We start from the raw sequence: 23,398 nt of genomic DNA, 5'->3' as shown, positions 1-23,398 counted from the left end.
CGCCGAGAGGGAAGAGCCATGCCGCCGCAGGACGTCGCACCGGAACCGGTCCACACACCGCGCCGATCGAAGATCACCCCGGAGCGGGCGCAGGAGTTCTACACGGCGGTTCTCGACATCCTGCGGGAGTCCGGTTACGAGGCCCTCACCATGGAGGGGGTCGCCGCCCGGACGCGCTGCGGCAAGTCCACGCTCTACCGGCAGTGGGGCTCCAAGCCCGAGCTGGTGGTGGCCGCCCTGCACGGCACCCGGCAGGCGCTGCTGCCGCACATCGACACCGGCACACTCCCGGGCGATCTGCACGAGGCCGCACGGGCGATCGGCACGGGCTCCCGCCGCGACACCCCGCTGATGCACGCGCTCAGCCATGCCGCGCTGCACAGCCCCGAGCTGCTGTGCGCGCTGCGCGACGCGCTGATCGCGCCCGCCGTGGCGACGATCGACGCCATGGTCCGGCGGGGTGCCGAGCGGGGCGAGATCCCGGCGGGCACCCCGGCGGCGGAGTTCGTCGCCGCGCAGCTCATGGGCGCGATGCGCGCCCGGCCGCTGGTGGAGGGCAAGGAGGCGGACGCGGCGTACCTCACCCGCTTCGTGGACACCGTGATCCTCCCCTCCCTCGGGCTCGGCACGTCCGAGCCGTAGGGCAACGCATCACGAGGGCCGCTCCGGCGGCCCCGACCACAGACGTGGGCCGTCGTTCCGAGCGGATGACGACGACCCGCTCGCGCCGCACCGTGGGGACGGGGGCGGCGCACCACCGGGCGGCCGGTGACTCCTCGGGGAGTCACCGGCCGTCCTTTCGCGTACCACCCGCCCCCCCTTTCTCGTCCTCTTGACGATAAACAGCCCCTCCCCTTATCGTCTTAATGACGAGAAAAGAGGGATCTCCATGGCCGACATCACCAGGCGCCTGGGCTGGCGCCATCTGCGTTCCGCGCCCACCGCCCACATCCGCCACCACCGGCGCGGGCGGCTCGCCCACGACGGGCCGGGGCTGAGCTTCTGGTACCGCTCGCTGAGCGCCGCGCTGTCGGAGGTGCCGGTGAACGACCGGGAGCTGGCGATGGCGTTCCACGCCCGTACGTCCGACTTCCAGGACGTCACCGTCCAGGCCACCGTGACGTACCGGATCAGCGACCCGGCCGAGGCCGCCGCCCGGCTGGACTTCTCGATCGACCCGGACACCGGAGCCTGGCGCGGCGCGCCGCTGGAGCAGATCGCCACCCTGCTGACCGAGACCGCCCAGCAGCACACCCTCGACGTACTGGCCAGGACGGCGCTGGCCGAGGCACTGGTCGACGGGGTCGCCTCGGTGCGCGACCGGGTCGCCTCGGGGCTCGCCGCCGAGCCCCGGCTGCCCGCCACCGGCATCGACGTGGTCGCGGTGCGGGTGGTGGCGATCCGCCCCGAGGCGGAGGTCGAGCGCGCCCTGCGCACCCCCGCCCGCGAGCAGATCCAGCAGGAGGCCGACCGGGCCACCTACGAGCGCCGCGCCGTGGCCGTCGAGCGGGAGCGGGCCATCGCCGAGAACGAGCTCGCCAGCCAGATCGAGCTGGCCCGCCGGGAGGAGCAGCTGGTCGAGCAGCGCGGCACCAACACCCGCCGGGAGGCCGAGGAGCACGCGGCGGCCGACGGCGTACGCGCCGAGGCGGAGGCGGCCCGCACCGTGCGGCTGGCCCGCGCCGAGGCCGAGGCCGCCCGCGAGGTCGGCGCCGCGCGGGCCGAGTCCCAGGCGGCCTGGCTGCGGGTGCACGGCGAGGTGGACGCCGCCACCCTGCACGCCCTGGCGGCGACCCGGCTGGCGGAGAACCTGCCGCGCATCGACAGCCTCACCCTCTCCCCCGACGTACTCACCGGGCTGCTCAGCAAGCTCGGCTCGACCGGACCGGAGCACCGGGCGTGAGCCTCGCCCCGCGCGCCGTACTGGTCCACCGCACCACCGAGTACGAGGAGCTGCTGGCCCGGCACGGCACGCACGGGCAGGCCGCCTTCTTCCTCACCAGCCGGGGCCGGTCCATCGACGAGGTGGCGCTCCGGCACCGGCGGACCCGGCAGGCGCTCGACGACGTGGCGGCGGCCGTTCCGCTCCAGTGGCGGCGGTCGAGGGTGGAGCGCGCGGACCTCGACCGGTTCCTGTTCGGGCCGGAGGACGTGGTGGTCGTCGTCGGGCAGGACGGGCTGGTCGCCAACACCGCCAAGTACCTGGCGGGCCAGCCCGTCGTGGGCATCGACACCGACCCGGGGCGCAATCCGGGCGTGCTCGTCCGCCACCGCCCCGGGGACGCGGCCGCGCTGCTCCGGGCGGCCGTGGCGCCCGGGGGCGCCGCGGAGGAACTCACCATGGTCGAGGCCGTGGCCGACGACACCCAGCGCCTGCTCGCGCTCAACGAGATCTACCTCGGCCCGCCCGGCCACCAGACCGCCCGCTACCGGATCGGTCCGGACGCCTCCGGCGCCGCCGCCGAGGCGCAGGCGTCCTCCGGGGTCCTGGTCGGCACCGGAACCGGCGCCACCGGCTGGCTGCGCTCGCTGTGGCAGGAGCGCCGCAGCGGGCTCCGCCTGCCGGCGCCCACCGACGACCGGCTGCTCTGGTTCGTCCGCGAGGCCTGGCCGTCCCCGGCCACCGGCACCTCGCTGGTCGCGGGCGAACTGGGGCGCGGGCAGGGGCTGCGGCTCACCGTGGAGTCCGACCGGATGACGGTCTTCGGGGACGGGATGGAGACGGACGCGCTGGAACTGGCCTGGGGACAGACCGTGCGGCTCGGCATCTCGGCGACCTCGCTGCGGCTGACGGTCTGACCCGCCCACGGAAACCTTCATCGATTAATCATTTGCCTAGGGGTCATAGGCGCGGTTAATTTTCCTGACATGAAAGCCGTGAGCGAGCAGGACATCCGTACATCGTTCATCAACTGCTCCAAGGGGGAGGCCAAGCGACTGCCGCTGCCCCGCGATCTCGACGAGCTGCCCTGGGACGATCTCGACTTCCTGGGCTGGCGGGACCTCTCCGCCCCCGGACGCAGCTACCTCGTCACCGAGCGCGCGGGCGAGTTCGTCGGTGTGACGCTCCGCTTCCCCTCGCAGCAGCGAGGATTCCTCCACCGGAGCATGTGCTCCCTGTGCCTCACCACCCATCCGGGCAACGGGGTCTCGCTGATGACCGCCCGCAAGACGGGCACCGCCGGGCGCGAGGGCAACTCCGTCGGCCTGTACATCTGCACCGACCTCGACTGCTCGCTGTACGTACGGGGCCGGAAGGTCCCGGCGTCCGGGGGCCGTTTCAAGGAGTCCCTCACGGTGGAGGAGCAGGTGGAGCGGACGCGGTCCAACCTCGACGCCTTCCTCGACAAGCTCTACGCCTGATCCCGCTCCCCCGCCGGGGCACGCCTCCCGGGGCCGCCGCTCCGCCGCACTCCCCCGGGACCTTCCGGGTGTGCGGTCAGACCGCCGGCAGGGCGCAGAGGTTCGCGGCGTGCAGGACGGCGAGTCGTTTGCCCGCGCCGGCCACGTACCAGCGCTGGATGTCGCCGGTCCCGTCGTTGTACGTCCAGCGCAGCTTGCCGGTCGCGGCGTCGAAGGCGTGGATGCCGCCCTTGTCGTCGAGTTCGCTCGCCCCGTACAGCGTGTTCCCGGCCTTGGTGAACTGCCAGGAGTAGGCGGCCTTCTCCAGCAGTTCCTGGTTGCGCCAGACGGTCTTGCCGGTTTCCGGCTCCACGGCCCACATGCCGTGCAGGCGGTCGGAGACGTACAGGACGCCGTCGAGCACCTGCGGTCCGTTGAAGGAGGTGAAGTCGCCGGTGTCGAGCGTCCAGTGCTCCGCACCGTCGGCGAGGGAGAGCGCGCGCAGCCGCCGCCCGTCCGCCACGATCACCAGGCCCTTGTGCACGGCGAACTGTTCCCAGTTGGCGTTCTTGATCTTCTTCGTCCATATCTGCCGCCCCGTGGCGGTGTCGCGGACGGTCACGTTCTTGCGGTAGTCCGTGTAGACGAGGCGTCCCTCGGCGACCTGGGCGGTGATGCCGTGCTCCTCGGTGCCCGCGTCGCGCTGCTCGCGCCAGACGACCTTGCCCGTGGTGGTGTCGATGGCCGCGATCACGTTGTCGGGCGTCGAGAAGTCCTTCTCGAGGATGCCGGCGAGGACGTAGACGTGCCGGTCGTCGGCCGCCATCGGGCGGGGCTGGGCGTACTCCTTGCCGATCCTGCTCCGCCAGGTCTCCTTGCCGGTCCGCGGGTCGAGACCGACCACGTCGCCGTCGTACTCCGCGCTGGCCAGGAACAGCGTGCCGCCGCCGACGAGGATGCGGGCGCCGGGGATGGTGACGCCCTTGCGGGACCACTTCTCCCGCCCGCTGGCGACGTCGTACGCGACGAGGGGATCGGCCGCCACCAGGGCGAGGCCGCCGCTGACCGCGAGAGCGCCCGTGCTGCTCAGGGAGTTGTTGGCGGTGGCGGCCTTCCACAGCGGCTTCGGCGCCCTGCCGGGCGGGGGCGTGGTGAAGGAGTCGCCGTCTCCCCCGGCGCCCGGCGTCGCGGCGGCGCCGCCCTGCTCCTCGTCCGGCGAGCACCCCCAGGCACCCGTCCCGAGCAGGGCCAGCCCCAGGCCGGTACCGGCCAGCCGGAGCGCCCCTCGCCGCGAGAGCACCCGTGCGTCGTGTCCACCCATGTCCGTATCCCCGTTCCTTGTCCACGTGAAAGTCGGCACGCCCCCTTGGGCGTCCCGGCCCGCTCACGTTAACCAGTGCATTTCGGCCAGCCACGCGGCGGTACGCAAACATGACAAAGCCGTGAAGGACCCGCGACAACGGCTTCGGGGAAAGGCTCGTCGGGGCCGGGGGGCGGGATTCCGTCGCCGTGCACGGAGATACCCGCCCCGGCCGTTCGGACGCCTCAGAAGGGCTCGGCGGCGTGCAGGAGGTCCACCGGGAGATGGGGGACTCGACGCGGATGGCCCAGCCCCGGGGACGGGCGTGCACCTGGAAGCCGCAGTGCGGGTGGTAGGCGGCTTGGGGGCGGGGTCCGACAGCGGGCGGCGACCGCTGCGGCTCAACGGCCGCCCAGGAGCCCGGCGTCGTGCGCCAGGACCGCCGCCTGGACGCGGTTGGCGCTGCCCGTGCGCGTCAGGATGCGACTGATGTGCGCCTTGACGGTGCCCGTGCTGATGTACAGCTCGTCGGCGATCTCGGGGTTGGAGAGCCCCTGGCCGAGCAGGCGCAGCACATCGCTCTCGGCCGGGGTGAGTTCCTCGATCCGGCGCCGCGCGTTCTCGGTGTCGCGGCCGGACCGGACGTGGCGTTCGAGGAGTTGGCGGGTGATGCGGGGGGCCAGGACCGGTTCGCCCTTCGCCGCGAGGCGCACGGCGTGGATCAGGTCGTTGGGTCCGGTGTCCTTGAGGAGGTAGCCGCTCGCCCCGGCGCGCAGGGCGCGCGTGACGCTCGCCTCCTCGCCGAAGGCCGTCAGCATCACCACGTAGGTGCGCGGCGAGAGGCGGGTGATGTCCTGTGCGGCCGCGATCCCGTCCCTGACCGGCATCCGGAGGTCGAGGAGGGCGACGTCGACCTCCTGGGACCGGCAGGCCGCCGCCGCTTCCCCGCCGTCGGCGGCCTCGGCCACGACATCGATGTCCTCGGCGTTCTCCAGGATCAGCCGGATGCCCGTACGCATCAGCGCCTCGTCGTCGGCGACCAGAACTCGGATCACCCGGTCATCCTACGAGGTGCCCGGCGGGTGGGCGCGGGCGACCGCGCGGCCCCGTCCGTGAGCCCGTGTCAGACACCTCGCAGCACCGCCATCACCAGCAGGACGGCCAGGAAGCCCGCCGTGGGCAGGACGACGGCCACCGCCACGCAGCCGGCCCCCAGGATCCTCGGCCAGGTCAGCACCTCGGCCCGCAGCGGGGCGTGCGCCCCTCCCCGGCTCCGTGCCCCCGTCGGCGCACCGGACGCCGGGGAGCCGTACGCGTGGGTCCGGTCGGGGAGTTGGGCGCGTGCGGACGGGAGGGCGCCGTTCACGTCACCGAGGGGCAGACGGGCCGTCAGCGCGAACCCCCCGTCCGGCCGGGGCCCCGCCGCGAAGGTTCCGCCCAGCATGGAGATCCGCTCGTGCAGACCGGCCAGGCCGCTGTGCGTGCCCCCGTACGAGCGGCCGCCCGTACGCGGGGCCCCGTTCGCCACGCCGACCCGGAGCTCCGCGCCCACGGCTCGGACCTCCACCCGCACGGGCGCGCCGGACGCGTGCTTCAGCACGTTCGTCAAGCCTTCCCGGACCACCCGGTGGACCGCCTGCCGGGTACGGGGGTCGACCTCGGCCGTGGCGGGGAGCGTCCACTCCAGCTCGACCGGTCCGTCGCCCGTCTGCCGGGACTGCGCGACCAGGGCGGAGATGTCCTCGTAGGTTCCCCGCGCACCGGTGTCCGCGCCCGGCCCCTCGGCAGCGCCCTCGTACGCGTCCGCGAGGTCCGCGTGGCGCAGCACGCCGAGGATCTCGCGGAGCTCCTCCATCGCCGTACCGGCCGTCGTGCGCAGCAGCTCCACCTGTCCCGCGAGGGCGGGGGCCTGCCGTCCGGCGGCCAGCTCCAGCGCCCCGGCGTGGACCGAGATCAGGCTCAGCCGGTGGCCCAGGAGGTCGTGCATCTCACCGGCTATCCGGGTCCGTTCCTCCATCCGGGCCGCCGTGGCGGTCAGTGTGCGGGTCTGCTCCAGATAGGCGTTGCGTTCGCGGAGCAGGTCGACCAGGGGCCGCCGGGTGCCGAGCAGGGTCCCCGACAGGGCCGGGAGGACGAGCAGCAGCACCGCGGAGACCGCGTTGCCGGCCAGCTCCGTCAGCAGCGGCCCGCCGCCGGCCAGGGCGCGCACCACGGTCAGCGCTCCGGCCACCGCGCAGGCCGCCCCCACCACCCGCCACGCCCGCCGGGGCGGCGCGATCCGGCGGGTGGCGGACAGTACGATCAGCGGAATCGCCGCCAGCGTCCACACGTTGGCGCCCACCAGCAGCGGCGCGGCGCACACCACCGCCGCCACGGGCCGGCCGCGCCGCCCCACCACCAGCAGCGCCGCCCACACCGCCTCCAGCACCGCCGGTACCGGCCGCTCCGGATGCACCACCAGGAGTGGGACCAGACCGAGGGCCAGCGCGAGGAGACCCAGCACGGCATCGGCGGTGACACCACCCCCCGCCGCCTCCCGTACGGCCGCCGGGCTCGCGGCCACCTCGGCGCGCGCCCACCGGACCACGTCGCCCGGCCGGCGCCACGCGGGCGGGCGGGCCCGGCCCGCGTCCTCGGGTACCTCACTCATGGTCGTCCCCCCTTCCGGCGCGAGGAACGCGCCGGGGTGGACGGTAGCGCCGGACGGGGACGCCGTGTCCCGGCGGCCCCCGCTCTCACGCGCCCGGCCCGAGCGGCAGGTCGGCCCGGAGCGCGGCGACGTCCACGCCCTGGGCGGCCAGGAGTCCGGCGACCGTGGTGTCCGGGGCCGGGGCGTCGGCCGCGGACTCGTCGAGGAGGGCGGCCAGCAGATGGACCGTTCCGACCGTGGCCGACCCGTGCTCGGCGGCCTTGAGCTGGGCGACCGCCGTGGCCCGCTCGGCGGCGGCGCGCCGCACCTTCCCCCCGGCGGCGGCCTCCCCCGCGGTGCTCGCCGCCCGGCCCAGCCGGTCCGGTCGTACGCCGTGCCGGCGCAGCAGCGCGGCGGCGGAGTTGGCGGCCGCCAACTCACCGGGCAGGGCCTTCCCGGCAACGGCCAGGGCCCGGTCCAGGGCGAGGATGCCCAGGAGGAGGTCCACGGGCCGTACCTCGCGGTGCCCGCCGCGTACCGCCTGCCGGTCCGTCTCGACCAGCACCGCGAACAGCATCGGGGAGCCGTACTGGCCGGACCCGGAGAGCCACGACGTCAGGGCACGCGTCAGGGGGTTGCCGCTCCTGCCCAGCGTGCCGGCCCGGCGGAGCAGCAGGACACCGTGCGACTCGGGCCTCCCGGACGCGTCCGGGTCGCCCGCGTCCCGGGTGTCCAGGACGTCGAGCGCCCTCGTCGCGGCGGCCAGGTCCAGCCGCTCCACCACCAGCGCCTCGCGGGCGCGGCTGTCCGGCAGTTCCAGCAGCGCGCGGGCCACGTGCCGGCAGCGCACGGAGACGGACCCCTCGGCGCGGGCCGACTCCAACGCCAGCAGCAGGCAGCCGCGCAGAGCCCCCGTCATGCCGGGCAGCGGCCGGTCGTCCTCGACGGCCGGGCGGCGCGCTCCGAGCCCGAACCGCCAGTGCGCCTCGCGCCAGGCGGCGGTGACCTCGTGGGCGTCGGCCGCGTCCGCGCGGGACACGGTCGTGTCCGCGTCGTCGGTACTCGCCCAGCCGCGGCCGCCCCGCCCCGCCACCAGTCCGCCGATCGCGCCGGGCTTCCGCATGCCCGGTGCGATCGCCGCGCCCGCGTCGCTGTCCCCCATCACCAGCGCGGCCAGCAGGTTCTCGGTCCCCACCGTCGTCGCCTCCAGCTTGACCGCGCCGCGCAGCGCCGCGACGAGCAGCGCCATGACGTCGGTCTCGAACTCGGCCCCCGTACCGGCCCCTGCCGTGGCGTCCTCGTGCATGGTGGTCGTACCCCGCTGGTCTTCCGTGGTCCGTCGGTCCATCGGACGTCCCCTCCTCGTTCCGGTGTCCGTTCGGGCTCGACTCTAGGAAGGGCCGCCGCGACACCGCGTCGGCCGACCGGCCATACTCCCTGGCCGACCGGCCACCGGGTTCGGGCGTTCGTCTCACCTCAGTCCCGCCGTGCTCGCGGGGCGCACCGCGTCCGGTCCGAAGCGGGCACGGGCCCGGTCGGCCGCGGCCTCGATGCGGTGCGCCCTGTCGTCCTCGGGCCCGAAGGACAACTGCCGGGAGACCGCACCCTCGTCGCACAGCTTCTCGGCCCGCAGGGTGAGGCAGCGGACCCGGGCCCGCTGGAGGCCGAGCGTCCCGTGCAGCGCGTGGGCGGCCTCGCGCAGCCGGGGGCTGTGGGCGGTGGCCTCGGGCAGGGTCCGGCTGCGGGTGGTCGTGGACCGGTCGGCGTACTGGACGGTCAGGGTCAGCGCCTGGCAGGCCCGCCGCTCGGCGCGGAGCCGGGAGCCGAGGCGTTCGGCGAGGTGGGTCAGGGCGCCGCGCTGCCGGCCGGGGTCGAGTTCGTCGCGTACGAAACGGTGTTCGGCGCTGAACGTGGGGGGCGGGGAGCCCGGCACGACCCGGGTGGGGTCGAGGCCCGCCGCCCTCCGGTGGAGCTGGCGCCCGGCCGCCGTGCCCAGGATGCGCTGGAGCGTGAGCAGCGGGGTGGCGGCGATCCGGTCGGCGGTGACCAGGCCGTAGGAGGCCAGGGTGCGTGCCGTCGCCGGGCCGACCCCGGGCAGGGCGGCGGCGGGCAGGCCGGTCAGGAACGCGGCGACGGCCCCGGGGTCGTCCGGGACGGTACGGATCGCGCCGGCGGCCCCGCGATGGGCGGCCAGTTGGGCGAGCAGGGGGTTGGGTCCGATGCCGACCGTCGTGTCGAGGTCGAACCGGGCGGCCACCCGCATCCGGATCAGTGCGGCGATCCCGGCGGCGTCCCGGTCGAAGTACCGCACGCTCCCGGACACGTCGGCGAGCGCCGCGTCCGGCGGGAGGGCCTGCCCCATTGGCGTGAACTCCCCCACTACGTCGAGCAGTTGACGGTACGTCGGCTCGGGTTGCGGGTCCCCGAAGTGGAGGTAGAGGATCATCGCCGCTCACCCCGCGCTTCCGGTGCTCGCGTGGTGGAAGACCCTTCCGTCGAGGGCGGTGTGGGCGGCCGGGGTGCCGGGCGGCCTGAGGTCGGCCCAGGGGTGCAGGGCGGAGCCGGTCGGCTGGGCGAGGGTGCGGCGCGTTCCGGACCGGCGGTCGGCGGCGGGGCGGGCGAGCCGGTCGGCGACGGCGGCCGGGCCTCCCTCGGCGTACAGCTCGATCAGCTCGGCCAGATCCCAGGCGGCCGTGCCGGTGATGCTGAAGGCGCGCGGCGGCCTCCGCGCCAGCGTCCCGCGTACGAGCAGCAGGCCGCTGTGGAAGACCGTATGGGCGCAGCGTGCGTGGCTGTCCTCGAAGAACGCCAGGTCGGACAGGCCCGTCGGGTCGTCGAGGGTGGCGAAGACGACCCGTCTGCCCGACCGGATCGGCGGGGTCTGGGTGGCGACCTTGACGCCCGCGACCAGCACGGTGGTGCCGGGCCGCAGTCCGGGCAGGGCGGCGGCGGGGGTCGCCCCGATGTCGGCGAGCAGGGACCGGTGCTCCTCCAGGACATGGCGTGAGACGTCCATGCCGAGTACGTCCAGTTCCGCGGCGAGCTGCTCGGAGCCGCTCATGGCGGGGAGCCCGGTGGCCGGGACGGTGTCGTGCGGTGCGGGCCCGGCGTCGGCCTCCGCCATGGGGAGTTGCCCCGCGGAGGCGTCGTGGCCGCGCCCGGTCCGGTGCAACTCGGATATTTTCAGCAGGAGTTCGCGTCGGACGCCGAAGGTGTCCAGCGCGCCGACCCGGGCCAGGCGCTCGGCCAGGGGGCGGCTGGGGCGGGCGCGCTGCCAGAAGTCCTCCAGCGAGGTGTACGGCTGCCCGCCCTCGATGCGCGCGTTCTCCGCCTCGGTGGCACCGCGGACCTGCGACAACCCGATGCGCACCCCCCATTTACCGGACACCAGTTCGATTGTGTGTGCGACATGGGAGCGGTTGACGTCCGGCAGCAGCAGCGGCACCCCGTGGCGCCGGGCGTCCGCGGCCAGGACGCGCTTGTGGTACATCCCGGGGTCGTGGGTGAGCAGCCCGGCGAGCAGGGCGGCCATCCGGTGCGCCTTCAGCCAGCTCGACTGGTACGCGGGCAGCGCGAAGGCCGCGGCGTGCGCCTTGGCGAATCCGAAGCTGCCGAAGCCCTCCAGGATGTCCCACACGTCCCGCACGGCCCGGACGGAATAGCCGCGGGCCCGTGACCGGTCGGCGAACCAGGCCCTGACCCGGCCCCGCCGCCCGGAGTCGGACAGGGCGCGGCGCGCCTCGTCGGCCATGCCCCGGTCGCAGCCGGTCATCGTCGCCACGATCGCGATGACCTGCTCGTGGAAGACGACCTGCCCCTCGGTCTCCCGCAGGATCGGCTCCAGATCCGGGTGCGGGCAGCGGGTCCGCCTCCGGCCGTCCCGGGATTCGATCAGCGGTGTCACCATGTCGGCGGCCACCGGGCCGGGCCGGAACAGGCTGATGTCCAGGGCCAGATCGCCGAAGGAGCGGGGCCTCAGATTCCGTACGAGCTCGCGCTGGCCGGGGCTCTCCAGCTGGAAGGTCCCCAGGGTGTCCCCGGACACGATCATGTCGTACGTGGCCGGGTCGTCCGGCGGCACCTGCGCCGGGTCGTCCAGGTCGAGGCGCTCGCCGGTGGCCCGCTCGATCTCGGCGACCGCGTGGGAGATCGCGGACAGCATGCGCACCCCGATGACGTCGATCTTCGGGTGCCCGGTGTCCTCGATGTCCTCCTTGTCGAACTGGGACATGGCGATGTTCTCGACGGTGGTCGGCGCCACCGGGGTGCGTTCGAGCAGTCCGGCGTTGGAGACGAGCAGGCCGCAGGGGTGCATCGCCGCCTCGTGCGGCAGCCCGTCGAGGGACTCCACCAGCTCCCACAGCCGGCCGTGGTCCTCGGCCGCGACCCCGCGCAGCTCCGGCAGTTCGGCGAGCGCCGCCCGGACGTCCTTCGCCCGGATCTGCGGGAACTCCTTCGCGAGACGCGCCGCGTCCTCGGGGGCCATGCCCCGGGCCCGCGCCACGTCCTCGATCGCGCCGCGCGCGCGGTACGTCTTGTACACCGCGAGCGTCGCCACCCGGCCGGCCCCGAACCGCTCCCGTACGGCCCGGTAGACCTCCAGGCGGCGTGCCGACTCCACGTCCAGGTCGATGTCGGGCAGCGCCGAGCGCCGCGGGGAGAGGAACCGCTCCATCAGCAGGCCGTGCGCCACCGGGTCGACCGGGCTGATCCCCAGCAGGTGCGTGACCAGCGAACCCACGCCCGAACCGCGCGCCGCGACCCGGATGCCGAGCCGCCGGGCCTGCTCCGCCACCTCGGCGACGGTCAGGAAGTACCCCGCGAAACCGTGCCCGGCGATGATCCGCAGCTCGTCCTCGACCCGGTCCCACCGCGCCGCCTCACGGTGGTAGCCGCGGTTCATCATGCCCGCCGCGCACCGGTCGGCCAGCACCTTGTCCGCGGACTCGGCCGACGCGCCCACCAGCCCGGGTTCCGGAAGGTTCAGCCGTCCCAGCCCGAACGCCTCGCCCGGATCGACCACGCAGGCCGCCGCCGTCTCCTCGGTCGCCGCGAACAGCCGCCGCGCGTCCGTTTCCCGGCCGCCCGCCGACTCGGCGATCCGCCCGGCGATCCGCTCCATCCCGCCCGCGTCCTTCAGCCACCGCTGCCCGCCGTCGAGCCGGGACGCGTCCCGGGTGTCGACGGGCACCAGGAGCCTCGCGGAGTCCAGGATGTCGGCGACCTCGCCCTGATGCGGATCGGCGTAGCGTACGGCGTTGCTCACCACGGCTTCCACCCGCTGTTCGGCGGCGAAGCCCGCCATCCGCGCGGCGAGCCGCAGCGAACCGGGCCCGGTGCCGGACCGCCCGTGCCACGACACCTCCATGCGCAACGACCGGCCGAACCGCTCGCGCCACGGGCCGACCAGCACCGCGGCCCGGTCCGGCCGTCCCGCCGCCAGTGCCCGTCCGACCTCGGAGTCCGCCCCGAGCAGCACGAACACGTCGTCCTCCGGGCAGGCCAGGTCCTCCCAGCCGATGCCCTGGTCCGACGCCGCCGACACGAGCCGGCACAGCTCGGCCCAGCCGCGCGGGTTCCGGGCGAGGAACACCGCGCGCAGCGGAGCCTCCGCCACGAACGCGCCGCCCCGGGCCGGGGTCCGCCGCTTGACCGGCGCCTCCCCCGACGCCCCGGGGCCGCCGGGTACCGCCAGATCCACCCCGAACAGCGGCCTGACCCCGAACCGGGCACACGCCTTGGCGAAGCGCACCGAGCCCGCGAGCGAGTCCCGGTCGGTCAGCGCCAGGGCATCCAGGCCCCGCTCGGCGGCCCGCTCCGCCAGGTCCTGCGGGTGGCTGGCCCCGTACCGCAGCGAGTAACCGCTCGCCACATGGAGATGCGTGAAAGACATACACACCTCCTGGTTCCCGATAGCCCCCTTTGTGTCGTCCGTACCGTCTCGACCGTCCAAGCACCCTAACCCAATATTCGCACACTCATTCGAATATCGAACGGACGCCGCTTCCCCCGTCCCGTTTCCAGGTCCTCGACCCACGCCAGTCCGCCGCCATGGCCCGGCAGCAAGCGCTTCCACCACCCTGCCGTCGGCACCGCACTCCGGCGGCTGACGGCTCCGGCGCTGCTCTCCCCGGATGCTCGGGAGTCCGGCGGCCGTAGGGTGGCGGAACAGAAGGAAGGGGGCGGAACGGTGCGTGGTGTGGGGCCGCTGGTGCAGGTGTCCGACGGGCCGGGTGGGCTCGCGGTGTGGGGGGTGGCGGAGCCCGAGCGGTGGGCAGGGGTGAATGTGAACGTGATGGTGGAGGCGGGCGAGGACGTCGGGGCGGTGGATCTGCGGCTGCTCGGGGAGGTGCTGGAGCACTTGGACGACGTGGTGGCGGAGGCCCGGCGGTTCGTCTGCGCGCGGCTGGACGTGCCGGAGGAGCGGGCGGCGTTGGACACTCCGGAGGTGAACGTCTACACCGACGGGTGGATGCTGCGGTTCGCGGAGGGAGACCTGCCGATCTGCGAGCCGTACGGGGTCGGGGTGGTGTTCGAGGGGCTGCGGCCGGTGCGGCTGGAGGACCTGAGCGAGGCCGAGCCGATCGAGGACTGACCGGCCGTCACCGCGAGTCGCCCCGACGCCGGAGCACCGCCGGGGCGGTGGGGCGACGGGGCGACGGACCGGGACGGTCGGCGTGGCCGTGAGGACGGCCGGGCCTGCCGCGCCCGGGTACGCAGGCGCCGGCCTTCATCGGGGAACTGCCGTGGCCGCCGTCCTCGACGACCACGGAGCCGCTCCCCGGGTACACCTCAACTGCTGGCGGTTTCCGTTGCTTTCGCGTCGGCCGCGGGCAGAATCGGGCCCCCGGCATCCGTCTGCCGCGCCAGTCGGCCGGGCCACCACACCGCGGGACCGATGTCCCTCACGAGCGCGGGCACCAGGAGCGAGCGCACCACGATGGTGTCCAGCAGCACGCCGAAGGCGACGATGAAGGCGATCTGCGCCAGAAAGGCGAGGGGGATGACGACGAGGGCCGCGAAGGTGGCGGCCAGGACCACTCCCGCGGATGTGATCACGCCGCCGGTGGCGACGAGCCCGCGGAGCATTCCCTGCCTGGTTCCGAGCCGCAGCGTTTCCTCGCGGACGCGGGACATGAGGAAGATGTTGTAGTCGACGCCCAGGGCGACGAGGAAGACGAATCCGTACAGGGGCACGGAGGCGTCCGTGCCCGAGAACCCGAATCCGTGCTCGAAGACCAGTCCGGCTACCCCCAGCGTCGCCAGGTAGTTCAGGCCCACGGTGGCGACCAGCAGGACGGGCAGGAGCAACGAGCGGAGCAGAACGACGAGGATGGCGAGAATGATCGCGAGGACGACGGGGATGATGAGGTTCTTGTCGTGCTCGGCGGTGCGCTGCGTGTCGTACTGCTGGGCCGTGTAGCCGCCCACGAGAGCGTGCGCGTCCACGGCGTGGACCCGGTCGCGGAGATCTCGGACCGTCTCCTTGGCGGCGTCGCTGTCCGGGGCGTCGGTCAGCGTCGCGTTGATGCGGACCAGGCCGTCGACGACCAGAGGATTCCCGCCGGGTGCGTCGGTGACCACCTGCGCGTCGGCCACTCCCGGTGTCCGGCGGGCGGCTTCCCGTACTGCGGCCCGGCCGTCCGCGTCGGCGACGATGACCGCCGGCTGACCGGAGCCGCCGGGGAAGTGCTTGCCCAGGGTCCGCTGCGCCGCGACGGACGGCGCGTCGTTGACGAAGAGCTCGTCGAACGGGACCCCCTTCGACTGGAGCGCGGGGAAGAACGCGGCGCCGGCCAGCAGCAGGCCGGTGGTGATGATCCACAGCTGCCGGGGACGGCGGTCCACCCGGCGGGCGACATGGCGCCAGATCCCGTGGCCCCCGGTCCCGGCGTCGGCCGGCTTCGGCCTGGCGGGCCAGAAGGCGGCCCTGCCCATCAGGGCCAGGACCGCGGGCAGGAAGGTGAGGGTCGTGAGCACGGCGCAGACCACCCCGATCGCCCCGACCGGCCCGAGCGCCCTGTTGTTGGTCAGGTCGCTCAGGAGAAGGGCGAGCAGGCCGAGTGCGACGGTGGCGGCGCTGGCCGTGATGGCTCCGAACGAGCCACGGGTGGCGGCCAGGGCGGCTGCGGCGCGGTCGCCGGTGGCGGCCAGTTCCTCACGGAAGCGGGCCGTGAGCAGGAGGGCGTAGTCGGTGGCCGCGCCGATCACGAGGATGGAGAGGATGCCCTGCACCTGGCCGTCGACGCGGACGATGTCGTTGTCGGCGAGCACGTAGACGATCGCGCAGGCGACCCCGAGGGCGAAGACCGAGCTGATGATGATGAGGAACGGGAGGAGGACGCTGCGGTAGACGAACAGGAGGATGAGCAGGACCGCGGCGAGGGCCACGCCGAGCAGCACCCCGTCGATCCCGGCGAACGCCTCCTTCAGATCCCCCTGGTTGGCCGCGGGCCCGGCGAGTTGGGCCCGGCTGTCCGGTACGGCGTCCGCCGCGGCCCGGATCATGTCCAGCGTCTCGCCGAGCCCGTCCCCGAGGTCCGGAGACAGTGGCACGACCCCCTGGAGTGCCTCGCCGTCCTCCGAGGGGAAGGCCGGGGAGGGAGTGCCCTCCACTCCCCGGGCGCCCTTCAGCGATTGCAGCGCGTCGGTCGCCGCCTCCTGCTGGGACTGCGACATGTCGCCGCCCTGGGCGGATGTCCAGACGAGGATCGCGGGCAGGGCCTCCCGCTGGTCGAAGGTCTTCAGCCGCTCGATCACCTTCGTGGACTCGGCGTTCTGGGGCAGGAAGGCGGCCTGGTCGTTGGTGGACACCTCACCGAGCTTGCCCGCGTAGGAGCCGAAGGCTCCCCCCAGGCCGATCCAGACCACGACGAGGACGAGGGGGACCAGCCAGCGGACTGGTCGGCGCACGCGGTTCATCGATTCCCCAGGGGACGAGCGAGTAAAGGTAACTCAACAATAAACTATCTCAATGATTGAGTGATACTAGGATTGACGCATGCCGTCACGCTCACCGGACACGACCGACCAGGCCAGCGACCTGTTCGCCTACGCCACCCTGCTGCGAACGCTGAACCGCGAGCTGAACCGGACCACCCTGGACTTCGCCCATCAGCACGGCCTGCACACGACGGACATCCACGCCCTCGCCGTGATCATGGATTCCTCGGCGTCCTCCGGCGGCCCGGTGACCCCCTCACGCCTCCGGGAGGAGCTGGGTCTGACCTCCGGAGCGATCACCGCCTGCCTCGACCGGCTGGAGCGTTCGGGGCACGTCAGCCGCGTCCGCGACACCGCGGACCGCAGGGTCGTCCACCTCGTCTACAACCCTGACGCCCGTGCGCTCGCGCGCGAGTACTTCAGCCCTCTCGCGCGGGCCACCGAGACCGCGCGCAGCCGGTTCACCCCGGAACAGCTGACCACGATCGCGGACTTCCTCCGGGCGCTCAACGCCGAGCTGGCCGCGGCGCACGAGCCGCAGGCGTGAGGGGTCCGTTTCCGCGTCACGCATTGATCCGTTCTCCGCAACACGCGTGATCCGTTCTCCGCGTCACGCACGAGGAGGGGGCGCCCGGCTCACTGCCGGACGCCCCCTCCTCAGGTGCTCTCGCCGCTACGGGTCACTTCTTGCCGCTGGTCAGCCACACTCCCAGCGCCGATCCGACCCAGACGACGCCGGTACCGACTCCGGCCAGGACCCTCGTGGTGCCGGTGTAGTGGGCGAAGGTGCTGACGTAGACCGCCGCCGCCGTGGAGACGATGAGCAGCAGCCAGAGCACGGGCTTCATCAGGGGTTCCTCCTGTTGTGCTCCCCCGGCGGTCCGATGGGCGGCCGGGAGGTGGGATCTCTTACGTCATCCACCTTCTTCCTCCGCCCCCGGTCGGCACATCGGACCGTTCCCCCGAACCGGAGGTGTAGCCCGCTACACCTCCGGGACGCGGGTCAGGCGTTCAGGTAGGCGAGCACCGCGAGGACCCGGCGGTGACCGCTGTCGCTCGGCGGCAGGTTCAGCTTGGCGAGGATGCTGCCGATGTGCTTGCTGACCGAGCGTTCGGTGATGAACAGGGTCGTGGCGATCGTGGGATTGTCCAGGCCCTGCGCCATCAGCCCGAGGACCTCCCGCTCCCGGGGGGACAGCGCGTCCAGCGGGTCCCGGCGGCTCATCAACTGGGAGACGACCTCGGGGTCCAGCGCCGTTCCGCCCGCGGCGACCCGCTCCAGCGCGTCCTGGAACTCCTCGATGTGTCCCACCCGGTCCTTGAGCAGGTAGCCGATCCCCGAGGCGCCCTGTCCGAGCAGTTCGGCGGCGTAGCTCTCCTCGACGTACTGGGAGAGCACCAGGAGCGGCAGGCCGGGGATGAGCTTCCGGGCCTCTATGGCGGCACGCAGCCCCTCGTCGCGGAATCCGGGCGGCAGCCGGACGTCCAGGACGGCGACGTCCGGCCGGTGTTCGAGCAGGGTGGGGACGATCTCGGGCCCGCTCCCCACGACGGCCACGATCTCGTGCCCGACATCCTCCAGGAGCAGAATCAGACCCTCGCGGAGAAGGACGTTGTCCTCCGCGATCACAATCCGCACGGCAGCACCACCTCAATCGTCGTTCCGGAACCGACAGGGCTGTCGATCCTCGTCGTACCGTCCAGAGCGGCGACCCGTCGCCGTACCCCGGCGAGTCCGCTGCCCGAGGCGGAGCCGGGCTCGGCCCCTCCGCGCCCGTCGTCCTGTACCAGGATGCGCAGCGTGGGGCCGTCGTACCGGAGCGACACCTGCGCACGGTCCGCGTGACTGTGCCGGGCGATGTTGGTCAGCGCCTCGGCGACGACGAAGTAGGCGGCCGCCTCGACGGCGGCCGGGGGGCGGCGGTCGGTCTCGGGCAGATCCAGGGTGGTGGGGATCGGCCGGCCCGCGGCCAGGGAGCGGATCGCCCCGTTCAGTCCCCGGTCGGAGAGGATCGGCGGGTGGATGCCGCGGATGACGGTGCGCAGTTGGACGAGTGCCTCGTCCACCGTGTCCCTGGCTTCGAGCACCATTCTCCGGGAACTCCGGGGGTCCTTGTCGAACCGGCGGTCGGCCAGGGCCAGGCGCATGGCCACCGCCACGAGTTGGGCCTGGGTGCCGTCGTGGAGGTCGCGTTCGATCCGTCGGAGTTCCGCCTCGTGGGCCTGGAGGGCTCCGGCGCGCGAGGTGGTCAGTTCCTCGATCCGCCGGCCGGCGCCGGTCCACGTACCGAGCATGACCTCCGCGATCCAGGTCTCCAGCCTCATCGTGGCGGGGGCAAGCCAGAAGAAGAGGGCGGCGAAGAGCCAGACGCACACGGCGGACAGGACGATCGCCTGCATCCAGGTGGTGAGGGGGGCCGCGAGGAGGGTGAGGGTTCCGCCGGGGAGGGTCCACCACCACAGCGGGATGGAGATGGTCAGCAGCAGACTGAGCAGCACGCCCAGGACGAGGACGGGAAGGACCAGCCCCACGATGCCGTGCACCAGCATCCACGCCACGTCCTTGCGGGTCCCCGGGGACCGCAGGAGTTGGCGCGTCCGCTGGTAGGCGTTGCCCTCGGGTGTCGGGTAGGGCCGGCGCACGGGGCGGCCGAGAACACGTTCGGCGCGTCGGCGTTCGGCGTCGGCCAAGGCGCGCAACGGCCGCACCGCCCAGGGCAGGACCGGTGCGAAGAGCAGTGAGAAGCAGACGAGTGGCAACAGAACGTAACCGACGAGCGAAAGCAGAGCGGTAGCGAGCCCACCCAGGAGATACCTCGTGGATCGTAGGCTGTGGAGTGCTCTTGCCTTCAGGTCCATGGAGCAAGACCGTACTTCACGGGCGTTCCCTTGTCATAAGTGCGCGCTCCACCTGGCAGGTGGAGCGCGCTACACCCCCGGTTCGGGTGCGGGACCGCTGCCGTCCGCCCGGCGTGCGCGATTACTTTCGGTACTCGTTCTGACCGATCGAGGAACCGAAGGACCCACCATGCAACCGATGACGACGACCCGGGCCACACCGTTCGCCGTGTCCCTGGAGGAGGTCTCCCAGTCCTACGGCGAGGTGACCGCGCTGGACCGGGTCAACTGGGGGTTCCGCAAGGGCAGTCTCACCGCGATCATGGGCCCGTCCGGATCGGGCAAGAGCACCTTCCTGCACTGTGCCTCGGGACTCGACCGGCCCAGCAGCGGAACGGTACGGCTCGGTGATCTGGACATGGGAGGGCTCCGCGAGACGGAGTTGACCCGGCTGCGCCGTGAACGGATCGGGTTCGTCTTCCAGGGCTACAACCTCATGCCCTCGATGGACGTCGAGCGCAACATCACCCTCCCGCTGTCCCTGGGCGGCCGCCGGGCGGACAGGCACTGGCTGGACGAAGTGGTCCACCGCGTGGGGATGGCCGGCCACCTGGACCGGCTTCCGGCGCGCCTGTCCGGCGGCCAGCAGCAGCGGGTGGCGGTCGCCCGGGCGCTCGTCACCCGCCCGGAGATCGTCTTCGCCGACGAACCGACGGCCGCGCTCGATCCGAGGTCGGCCGAGCACGTCCTGAAACTGCTGCGCGACGCGGTCGACGAGATGGAGCAGACGGTCGTGCTGGTCACCCACGACCCGGTGGCGGCGGCCTGGGCCGACAGCGTCGTCTTCCTGAGCGAGGGCAGGATCGTCGACGAGCTCACGGCTCCGTCCGCCGCGACCGTCCTGGCCCACTGGGGGACGCTGTGAGGCGCGGGATCGCCGCCGGAGTGGCGGCGGCACTGCTGTGCGCGGCGGTGCTGACGGGCGCGTTCGGGGTTCTGCTGGAGTCCGCGCTGCGGGCGCACGGATCGGCCGACCGCTATGGGAACGCCGTGGCCGTCGTCGCCGCGAGCCAGCGCGTGGAGACCGTCCGGGACGACCAGACCGATGTCAGGCCGCTGGTGGAACGGGCCCGGGTACCGGTATCGGTGGCGGACCGGGTCCGCACGGTACCGGGGGTCACGGAGGTGGTCGCGGACGTCTCCCTGCCGGTGGTCAGCGCCGACGGGACCGTGCGGACCGGCCGCGGCTGGGACGCGACCGCGCTCACCGCCGTCGAACTGCGCGCCGGCCGGGCTCCGCGGGCGGACCACGAGGTCGCGGTGGACTCCCGCGGCGGCCGGGCCGTCGGGGACACCGTCCGCCTCCAGGCCGGCGGCGGGGCGCCGGAGCCCTACCGGGTCAGCGGCCTGGTGGCCGGCCGGTCCGCCGCGGGCGACGACGTCTGGTTCGCCCAGCGCACGGCACAGGCCCTCAGCGGCCGCCCCGGGCACGCGGACGCGCTGGTCGTGCTCGGCACGAAGGAGACGTCCGCCCCGTCGCTGCGGGCAGCCGCCCCCGGTCTCGTCGTCGCGACCGGCGCGGACCGCGGCGATGTCGAGAACCCGGAGGTGGCCGCGGCACGACTCGACCTGATCGGCGTGTGCGCGTCGATCGGCGGTGTCGCCCTCCTCGTCGTGCTGCTGATCGTGACCGGTCTGCTGGACGTGTCCGTACGGGACCGGGCCCGCGAGCTCGCCGTCCTGCGCGCCATCGGCGCCACCCCCCGGCAGGTCCGCCGGGTGATCGTCCGCGAGACGCTCAAGGTCGCGGTGCCGGCGTCGCTCCTGGGCGGTCTGCTGTCCCTGGGGCTCGGCGCTCTGCTGCACCGCTTCATGGCCGAGCGGGGTGTCCTGCCGCAGGGGCTGGGGCTCGTACTGGGGCCGTTGCCCGTCGCCGGTGCCCTGGCGCTCACGGTCCTCATCGCGGTCGGTTCCGCCTGGCTCGCGGCACGGCGCGTCTCCCTGATCCAGCCGGCCAAGGCCGTGAGCGAGACCTCCGCCGAACCGACCCGGCTACCGCGCTGGCGCATGGTCACCGGACTGGTGTTCCTGTTCGTCGGCCTCGGTTCGGCCACCACCGCGTTCGCGTTCGGCGGGCAGGTGGCGAGCGCGGCCATGGGCGGACTCGTCCTCTCCCTCATCTGGGCCGCGGCGCTGCTGGGTCCGTCGATCGCCCGAGGGGGAATCACTGTCCTCAGTCCGGTCGCGCGTCTGCTGTTCCCGGTCCCGGGGCGGCTCGCCACCGACACGGCCACCGCCGCGGCCGTGCGACTCGCATCGGTGATCACACCGATCGCACTCGCGCTCTCCTTCGGCGCCAGCCAGCTGTTCGTGCAGACCACCGCGGTCAACGCCACCCGGACCCAGGCGGCTGCCGGGCTGCGCGCGGACCACGTCCTCGTCTCGGACGGGCCGGGCGTGCCCCGGGCCATGCACCGGGCGGTGGAGAAGACGGCCGGGCCCGGGGCCGTGACCGCGGTGAAACGCACCACCGTGGTGATGCAGGTGGCGGACCAGCTCCAGTCCCTGCCCGCCCAAGGGGTGACGGGCGCGCTGTCGAACCTGGACCCGGGGGTGGAGGCGGGCGCGCTGAAGGGCCTGCGCGGCAAGAACACGGTCGCGCTCAGTTCGAACGTCGGCAGCAAGGCCGACGTCGGTTCGACCGTGTCCCTCTGGCTCGGCGACGGCACCGTGATCCGCCCCGAGGTGGTGGCCGTCTACGACCGGGGCCAGGGCTTCGGGGACGTCCTGCTGCCTCACGAGGTGGTCACCGCCCATGTCACCGACGCGGGCCACGACGACTACCTCCTGGTGAAGGGAGAGGCCGACCTGCGACCGGTGCTCGACCGCTTCCCCGGGACCCGCGCCGCGTCCGCCGGACAGTACAGTGCGGCCCTCACCGAGAAGGCCCGCCAGGAGGCCCTGCCCGGGCTGTTCGCCGTCGCGGCGATCTCCCTGTTCACCCTGATCGGTGTGGTGACCACCCTGGCCGTCGCCACCGCGTCCCGCCGTCGTGAACTGGCTCTGCTCCGGCTCATCGGCGCGACCCGCGGCCAGGTTCTGGCGATGCTGCGGCTGGAGACCTGCCTCGTACTCGGCACGGGGACCGCCGTCGGCTCCCTGGTCGCGGCGGTGACGCTGCTGACGTTCGGCGGCGCGGTGACCGGTCTGTCCGCGCTGTCGGTGTCACCCTCGGTCTGCGCGGCCGTACTCGGCACGGTGTTCCTGTCGGGCACGGCGGCCGTCATGCTGCCCGCCCGCCGGCTGCTGCGCCGCCGCGGGTCTCCTCGGATCGCGTAGCGGAACCGGGTCCGGCCCCTCTCGTGCTCCCCGTCCTCGGACGGGGCACGGGAGGGGCCGTTCCTTCATGTGCGGCGTACGGCTCAGGACCAGCCGGCGCACCCCGGACACTCCGACCGCGATGGCTCACTCGTAGAAGCAGGCAGCCCTCAACGTGTCAGCGATCAAACTCCGGTCGGGCTGGTCGGGAACGGGTTTTCCTCGGTTGCCGAAGAAGCCCCCGTGCGGGAGCCCATGTGGTTCCGAATCAGCGGAAGGAAACCCTCCGTCGCAATCAGTGGCTACCGTCAGCCATATGACGCATATAAGGAAGATCCAGACGCGACGTATGGCAGTAACACTGGCCGCTGTGGCAGCCGCGGTGGTACTGGGCGTGGGCGGGGCGATTGCGGCGGTCGGCCAGGACGGCAAGTCGTCCGGCCCGACTCCGGTGCCCGCAGGGACGTCCGACACGGGAAGCGGCGTGGACAACGGCGGTGTGGACAACGGCGGTGTGGACACCGGTGGCGGAGACAGCGGATCCGTCAGCGGTTCGGGCGGCACCGACGGCGGCAGCTCCAGTGGTACGGCTACGGGAGGCTCGGGTGGTACCGAGTCCCCTTCTCCTACGGCCGGGCCCACATCCCACCCCACGGATCCGGCAAGCCTGGACGACCTGGCGGAACGCATCGACGGCCTGGAGAAGAAGGTGGACGAGTTGCCCACCAAGAAGGAACTGGCCGATGCCCTCCGGGCCTTCGCGGACAAGTTGGACCAGCAGGACTGAGATCAACGGATCCACCGCGAACGGCGGCTCCCGGGTCCGTGCGGATTGCCCTCCCGCACGGACCCGCTCCCCCGAGCCCGAGGCCACGGTCGATGGACAGCGGGTCCCGATCGCCCAGCTGCGCGATTCCGTCCAGGATGCCGACGGCACGGTCGTGGCGTCGCTGGCCAAGTCCGCCAAGGGCTGAACCGGCTCGCAATCGTCCAACGACGACGTCCGGCCCGGCGCGGCCGTCATCACG

General features: G+C 73.3%; 19 protein-coding genes. 9 read left to right on the top strand and 10 right to left on the bottom strand.

Going from position 1 to position 23,398, the window contains the following annotated elements:
* The first annotated feature begins 18 nt into the window (after positions 1 to 18).
* The 4 genes from ACF08W_RS30545 (at position 19) to ACF08W_RS30530 (ending at position 3,363) form a co-directional block, all read left to right on the top strand.
* Positions 19 to 642: a TetR/AcrR family transcriptional regulator gene (locus ACF08W_RS30545; protein WP_392281252.1), complete on the top strand. Its 624-nt coding sequence runs from the start codon at positions 19 to 21 to the stop codon at positions 640 to 642.
* A gap of 247 nt (positions 643 to 889) precedes the next feature.
* The gene (locus ACF08W_RS30540) at positions 890 to 1,903 is read left to right on the top strand and encodes an SPFH domain-containing protein (RefSeq protein ID WP_385213442.1); all 1,014 of its coding nucleotides are present in this window, start codon (positions 890 to 892) and stop codon (positions 1,901 to 1,903) included.
* A complete protein-coding gene (locus tag ACF08W_RS30535; RefSeq protein ID WP_392281251.1) occupies positions 1,900 to 2,799 on the top strand; it encodes a hypothetical protein in 900 nt (299 codons plus the stop codon). Before ACF08W_RS30540 ends, ACF08W_RS30535 begins: the two co-directional genes overlap by 4 nt.
* A gap of 69 nt (positions 2,800 to 2,868) precedes the next feature.
* On the top strand, positions 2,869 to 3,363 hold the full coding sequence (locus ACF08W_RS30530; protein ID WP_392281250.1) for an FBP domain-containing protein: 495 nt from the start codon (positions 2,869 to 2,871) through the stop codon (positions 3,361 to 3,363).
* 76 nt (positions 3,364 to 3,439) lie between these two features.
* Here the strand turns inward: ACF08W_RS30530 and ACF08W_RS30525 are convergent, their stop codons facing one another.
* The 6 genes from ACF08W_RS30525 to ACF08W_RS30500 all read right to left on the bottom strand — a co-directional run bounded on the left by ACF08W_RS30525 (position 3,440) and on the right by ACF08W_RS30500 (position 13,164).
* Positions 3,440 to 4,663, bottom strand: coding sequence for a PQQ-binding-like beta-propeller repeat protein (locus ACF08W_RS30525; RefSeq protein ID WP_392281249.1), 1,224 nt, complete (start codon positions 4,661 to 4,663; stop codon positions 3,440 to 3,442).
* Positions 4,664 to 5,043: 380 nt separating this feature from the next.
* Positions 5,044 to 5,697 carry a response regulator gene (locus ACF08W_RS30520; RefSeq protein ID WP_385213452.1) on the bottom strand — a complete coding sequence of 218 codons (654 nt, stop codon included), beginning with the start codon at positions 5,695 to 5,697 and terminating at the stop codon, positions 5,044 to 5,046.
* A gap of 68 nt (positions 5,698 to 5,765) precedes the next feature.
* On the bottom strand, positions 5,766 to 7,292 hold the full coding sequence (locus ACF08W_RS30515; RefSeq protein WP_392281248.1) for a sensor histidine kinase: 1,527 nt from the start codon (positions 7,290 to 7,292) through the stop codon (positions 5,766 to 5,768).
* An 85-nt stretch (positions 7,293 to 7,377) separates the two neighbouring features.
* Complete coding sequence (locus tag ACF08W_RS30510; RefSeq protein WP_392281247.1) at positions 7,378 to 8,619, bottom strand: Clp protease N-terminal domain-containing protein; 1,242 nt, start codon at positions 8,617 to 8,619, stop codon at positions 7,378 to 7,380.
* A 123-nt stretch (positions 8,620 to 8,742) separates the two neighbouring features.
* Positions 8,743 to 9,633: a hypothetical protein gene (locus ACF08W_RS30505; RefSeq protein ID WP_392281246.1), complete on the bottom strand. Its 891-nt coding sequence runs from the start codon at positions 9,631 to 9,633 to the stop codon at positions 8,743 to 8,745.
* 90 nt (positions 9,634 to 9,723) lie between these two features.
* Positions 9,724 to 13,164, bottom strand: coding sequence for a DNA polymerase III subunit alpha (locus tag ACF08W_RS30500; protein WP_392281245.1), 3,441 nt, complete (start codon positions 13,162 to 13,164; stop codon positions 9,724 to 9,726).
* Between the two features lie 297 nt (positions 13,165 to 13,461).
* Here ACF08W_RS30500 and ACF08W_RS30495 point away from each other — a divergent pair, with 297 nt between their 5' ends.
* On the top strand, positions 13,462 to 13,866 hold the full coding sequence (locus ACF08W_RS30495) for a hypothetical protein (protein WP_392281244.1): 405 nt from the start codon (positions 13,462 to 13,464) through the stop codon (positions 13,864 to 13,866).
* Between the two features lie 197 nt (positions 13,867 to 14,063).
* Here the strand turns inward: ACF08W_RS30495 and ACF08W_RS30490 are convergent, their stop codons facing one another.
* Complete coding sequence (locus tag ACF08W_RS30490; RefSeq protein ID WP_392281243.1) at positions 14,064 to 16,193, bottom strand: MMPL family transporter; 2,130 nt, start codon at positions 16,191 to 16,193, stop codon at positions 14,064 to 14,066.
* 79 nt (positions 16,194 to 16,272) lie between these two features.
* Here ACF08W_RS30490 and ACF08W_RS30485 point away from each other — a divergent pair, with 79 nt between their 5' ends.
* Positions 16,273 to 16,761, top strand: a complete 489-nt coding sequence (locus ACF08W_RS30485) for a MarR family winged helix-turn-helix transcriptional regulator (protein ID WP_385213472.1) — start codon at positions 16,273 to 16,275, stop codon at positions 16,759 to 16,761.
* A gap of 133 nt (positions 16,762 to 16,894) precedes the next feature.
* On the opposite strand, the gene ACF08W_RS30480 is transcribed toward ACF08W_RS30485, so the two are convergent.
* The 3 genes from ACF08W_RS30480 to ACF08W_RS30470 all read right to left on the bottom strand — a co-directional run bounded on the left by ACF08W_RS30480 (position 16,895) and on the right by ACF08W_RS30470 (position 19,073).
* On the bottom strand, positions 16,895 to 17,062 hold the full coding sequence (locus tag ACF08W_RS30480) for a hypothetical protein (protein ID WP_352274468.1): 168 nt from the start codon (positions 17,060 to 17,062) through the stop codon (positions 16,895 to 16,897).
* Positions 17,063 to 17,217: 155 nt separating this feature from the next.
* On the bottom strand, positions 17,218 to 17,853 hold the full coding sequence (locus ACF08W_RS30475) for a response regulator transcription factor (RefSeq protein ID WP_259928450.1): 636 nt from the start codon (positions 17,851 to 17,853) through the stop codon (positions 17,218 to 17,220).
* The gene (locus ACF08W_RS30470) at positions 17,841 to 19,073 is read right to left on the bottom strand and encodes a sensor histidine kinase (protein WP_385213476.1); all 1,233 of its coding nucleotides are present in this window, start codon (positions 19,071 to 19,073) and stop codon (positions 17,841 to 17,843) included. Before ACF08W_RS30470 ends, ACF08W_RS30475 begins: the two co-directional genes overlap by 13 nt.
* Positions 19,074 to 19,242: 169 nt before the next feature.
* Here ACF08W_RS30470 and ACF08W_RS30465 point away from each other — a divergent pair, with 169 nt between their 5' ends.
* The 3 genes from ACF08W_RS30465 (at position 19,243) to ACF08W_RS30455 (ending at position 23,157) form a co-directional block, all read left to right on the top strand.
* Positions 19,243 to 19,977, top strand: a complete 735-nt coding sequence (locus ACF08W_RS30465) for an ABC transporter ATP-binding protein (RefSeq protein ID WP_385213479.1) — start codon at positions 19,243 to 19,245, stop codon at positions 19,975 to 19,977.
* Entirely contained in the window at positions 19,974 to 22,391 is a 2,418-nt protein-coding gene (locus tag ACF08W_RS30460; RefSeq protein WP_392281242.1) for an FtsX-like permease family protein, read from the top strand. Before ACF08W_RS30465 ends, ACF08W_RS30460 begins: the two co-directional genes overlap by 4 nt.
* A 349-nt stretch (positions 22,392 to 22,740) precedes the next feature.
* Positions 22,741 to 23,157 (top strand): hypothetical protein, encoded by a 417-nt coding sequence (locus ACF08W_RS30455; RefSeq protein ID WP_392281241.1) that lies wholly within the window; start codon positions 22,741 to 22,743, stop codon positions 23,155 to 23,157.
* The last annotated feature ends 241 nt before the right edge of the window (positions 23,158 to 23,398 follow it).

This window comes from Streptomyces sp. NPDC015144, assembly GCF_043079735.1.
Classification (GTDB): Bacteria; Actinomycetota; Actinomycetes; order Streptomycetales; family Streptomycetaceae; genus Streptomyces.
This window is presented reverse-complemented; position numbering and strand designations above follow the sequence as displayed.

Excerpts from the sequence above, each read along its gene's own strand:
- ACF08W_RS30465 (WP_385213479.1), top strand. The coding sequence starts at position 19,243 with ATGCAACCGATGACGACGACCCGGGCCACACCGTTCGCCGTGTCCCTG.
- ACF08W_RS30505 (WP_392281246.1), bottom strand. The coding sequence starts at position 9,633 with ATGGGGCAGGCCCTCCCGCCGGACGCGGCGCTCGCCGACGTGTCCGGG.
- ACF08W_RS30470 (WP_385213476.1), bottom strand. The coding sequence starts at position 19,073 with ATGGACCTGAAGGCAAGAGCACTCCACAGCCTACGATCCACGAGGTAT.
- ACF08W_RS30510 (WP_392281247.1), bottom strand. The coding sequence starts at position 8,619 with ATGGACCGACGGACCACGGAAGACCAGCGGGGTACGACCACCATGCAC.
- ACF08W_RS30500 (WP_392281245.1), bottom strand. The coding sequence starts at position 13,164 with ATGTCTTTCACGCATCTCCATGTGGCGAGCGGTTACTCGCTGCGGTAC.
- ACF08W_RS30515 (WP_392281248.1), bottom strand. The coding sequence starts at position 7,292 with ATGAGTGAGGTACCCGAGGACGCGGGCCGGGCCCGCCCGCCCGCGTGG.
- ACF08W_RS30490 (WP_392281243.1), bottom strand. The coding sequence starts at position 16,193 with ATGAACCGCGTGCGCCGACCAGTCCGCTGGCTGGTCCCCCTCGTCCTC.
- ACF08W_RS30530 (WP_392281250.1), top strand. The coding sequence starts at position 2,869 with ATGAAAGCCGTGAGCGAGCAGGACATCCGTACATCGTTCATCAACTGC.
- ACF08W_RS30525 (WP_392281249.1), bottom strand. The coding sequence starts at position 4,663 with ATGGGTGGACACGACGCACGGGTGCTCTCGCGGCGAGGGGCGCTCCGG.
- ACF08W_RS30480 (WP_352274468.1), bottom strand. The coding sequence starts at position 17,062 with ATGAAGCCCGTGCTCTGGCTGCTGCTCATCGTCTCCACGGCGGCGGCG.
- ACF08W_RS30485 (WP_385213472.1), top strand. The coding sequence starts at position 16,273 with ATGCCGTCACGCTCACCGGACACGACCGACCAGGCCAGCGACCTGTTC.
- ACF08W_RS30540 (WP_385213442.1), top strand. The coding sequence starts at position 890 with ATGGCCGACATCACCAGGCGCCTGGGCTGGCGCCATCTGCGTTCCGCG.
- ACF08W_RS30545 (WP_392281252.1), top strand. The coding sequence starts at position 19 with ATGCCGCCGCAGGACGTCGCACCGGAACCGGTCCACACACCGCGCCGA.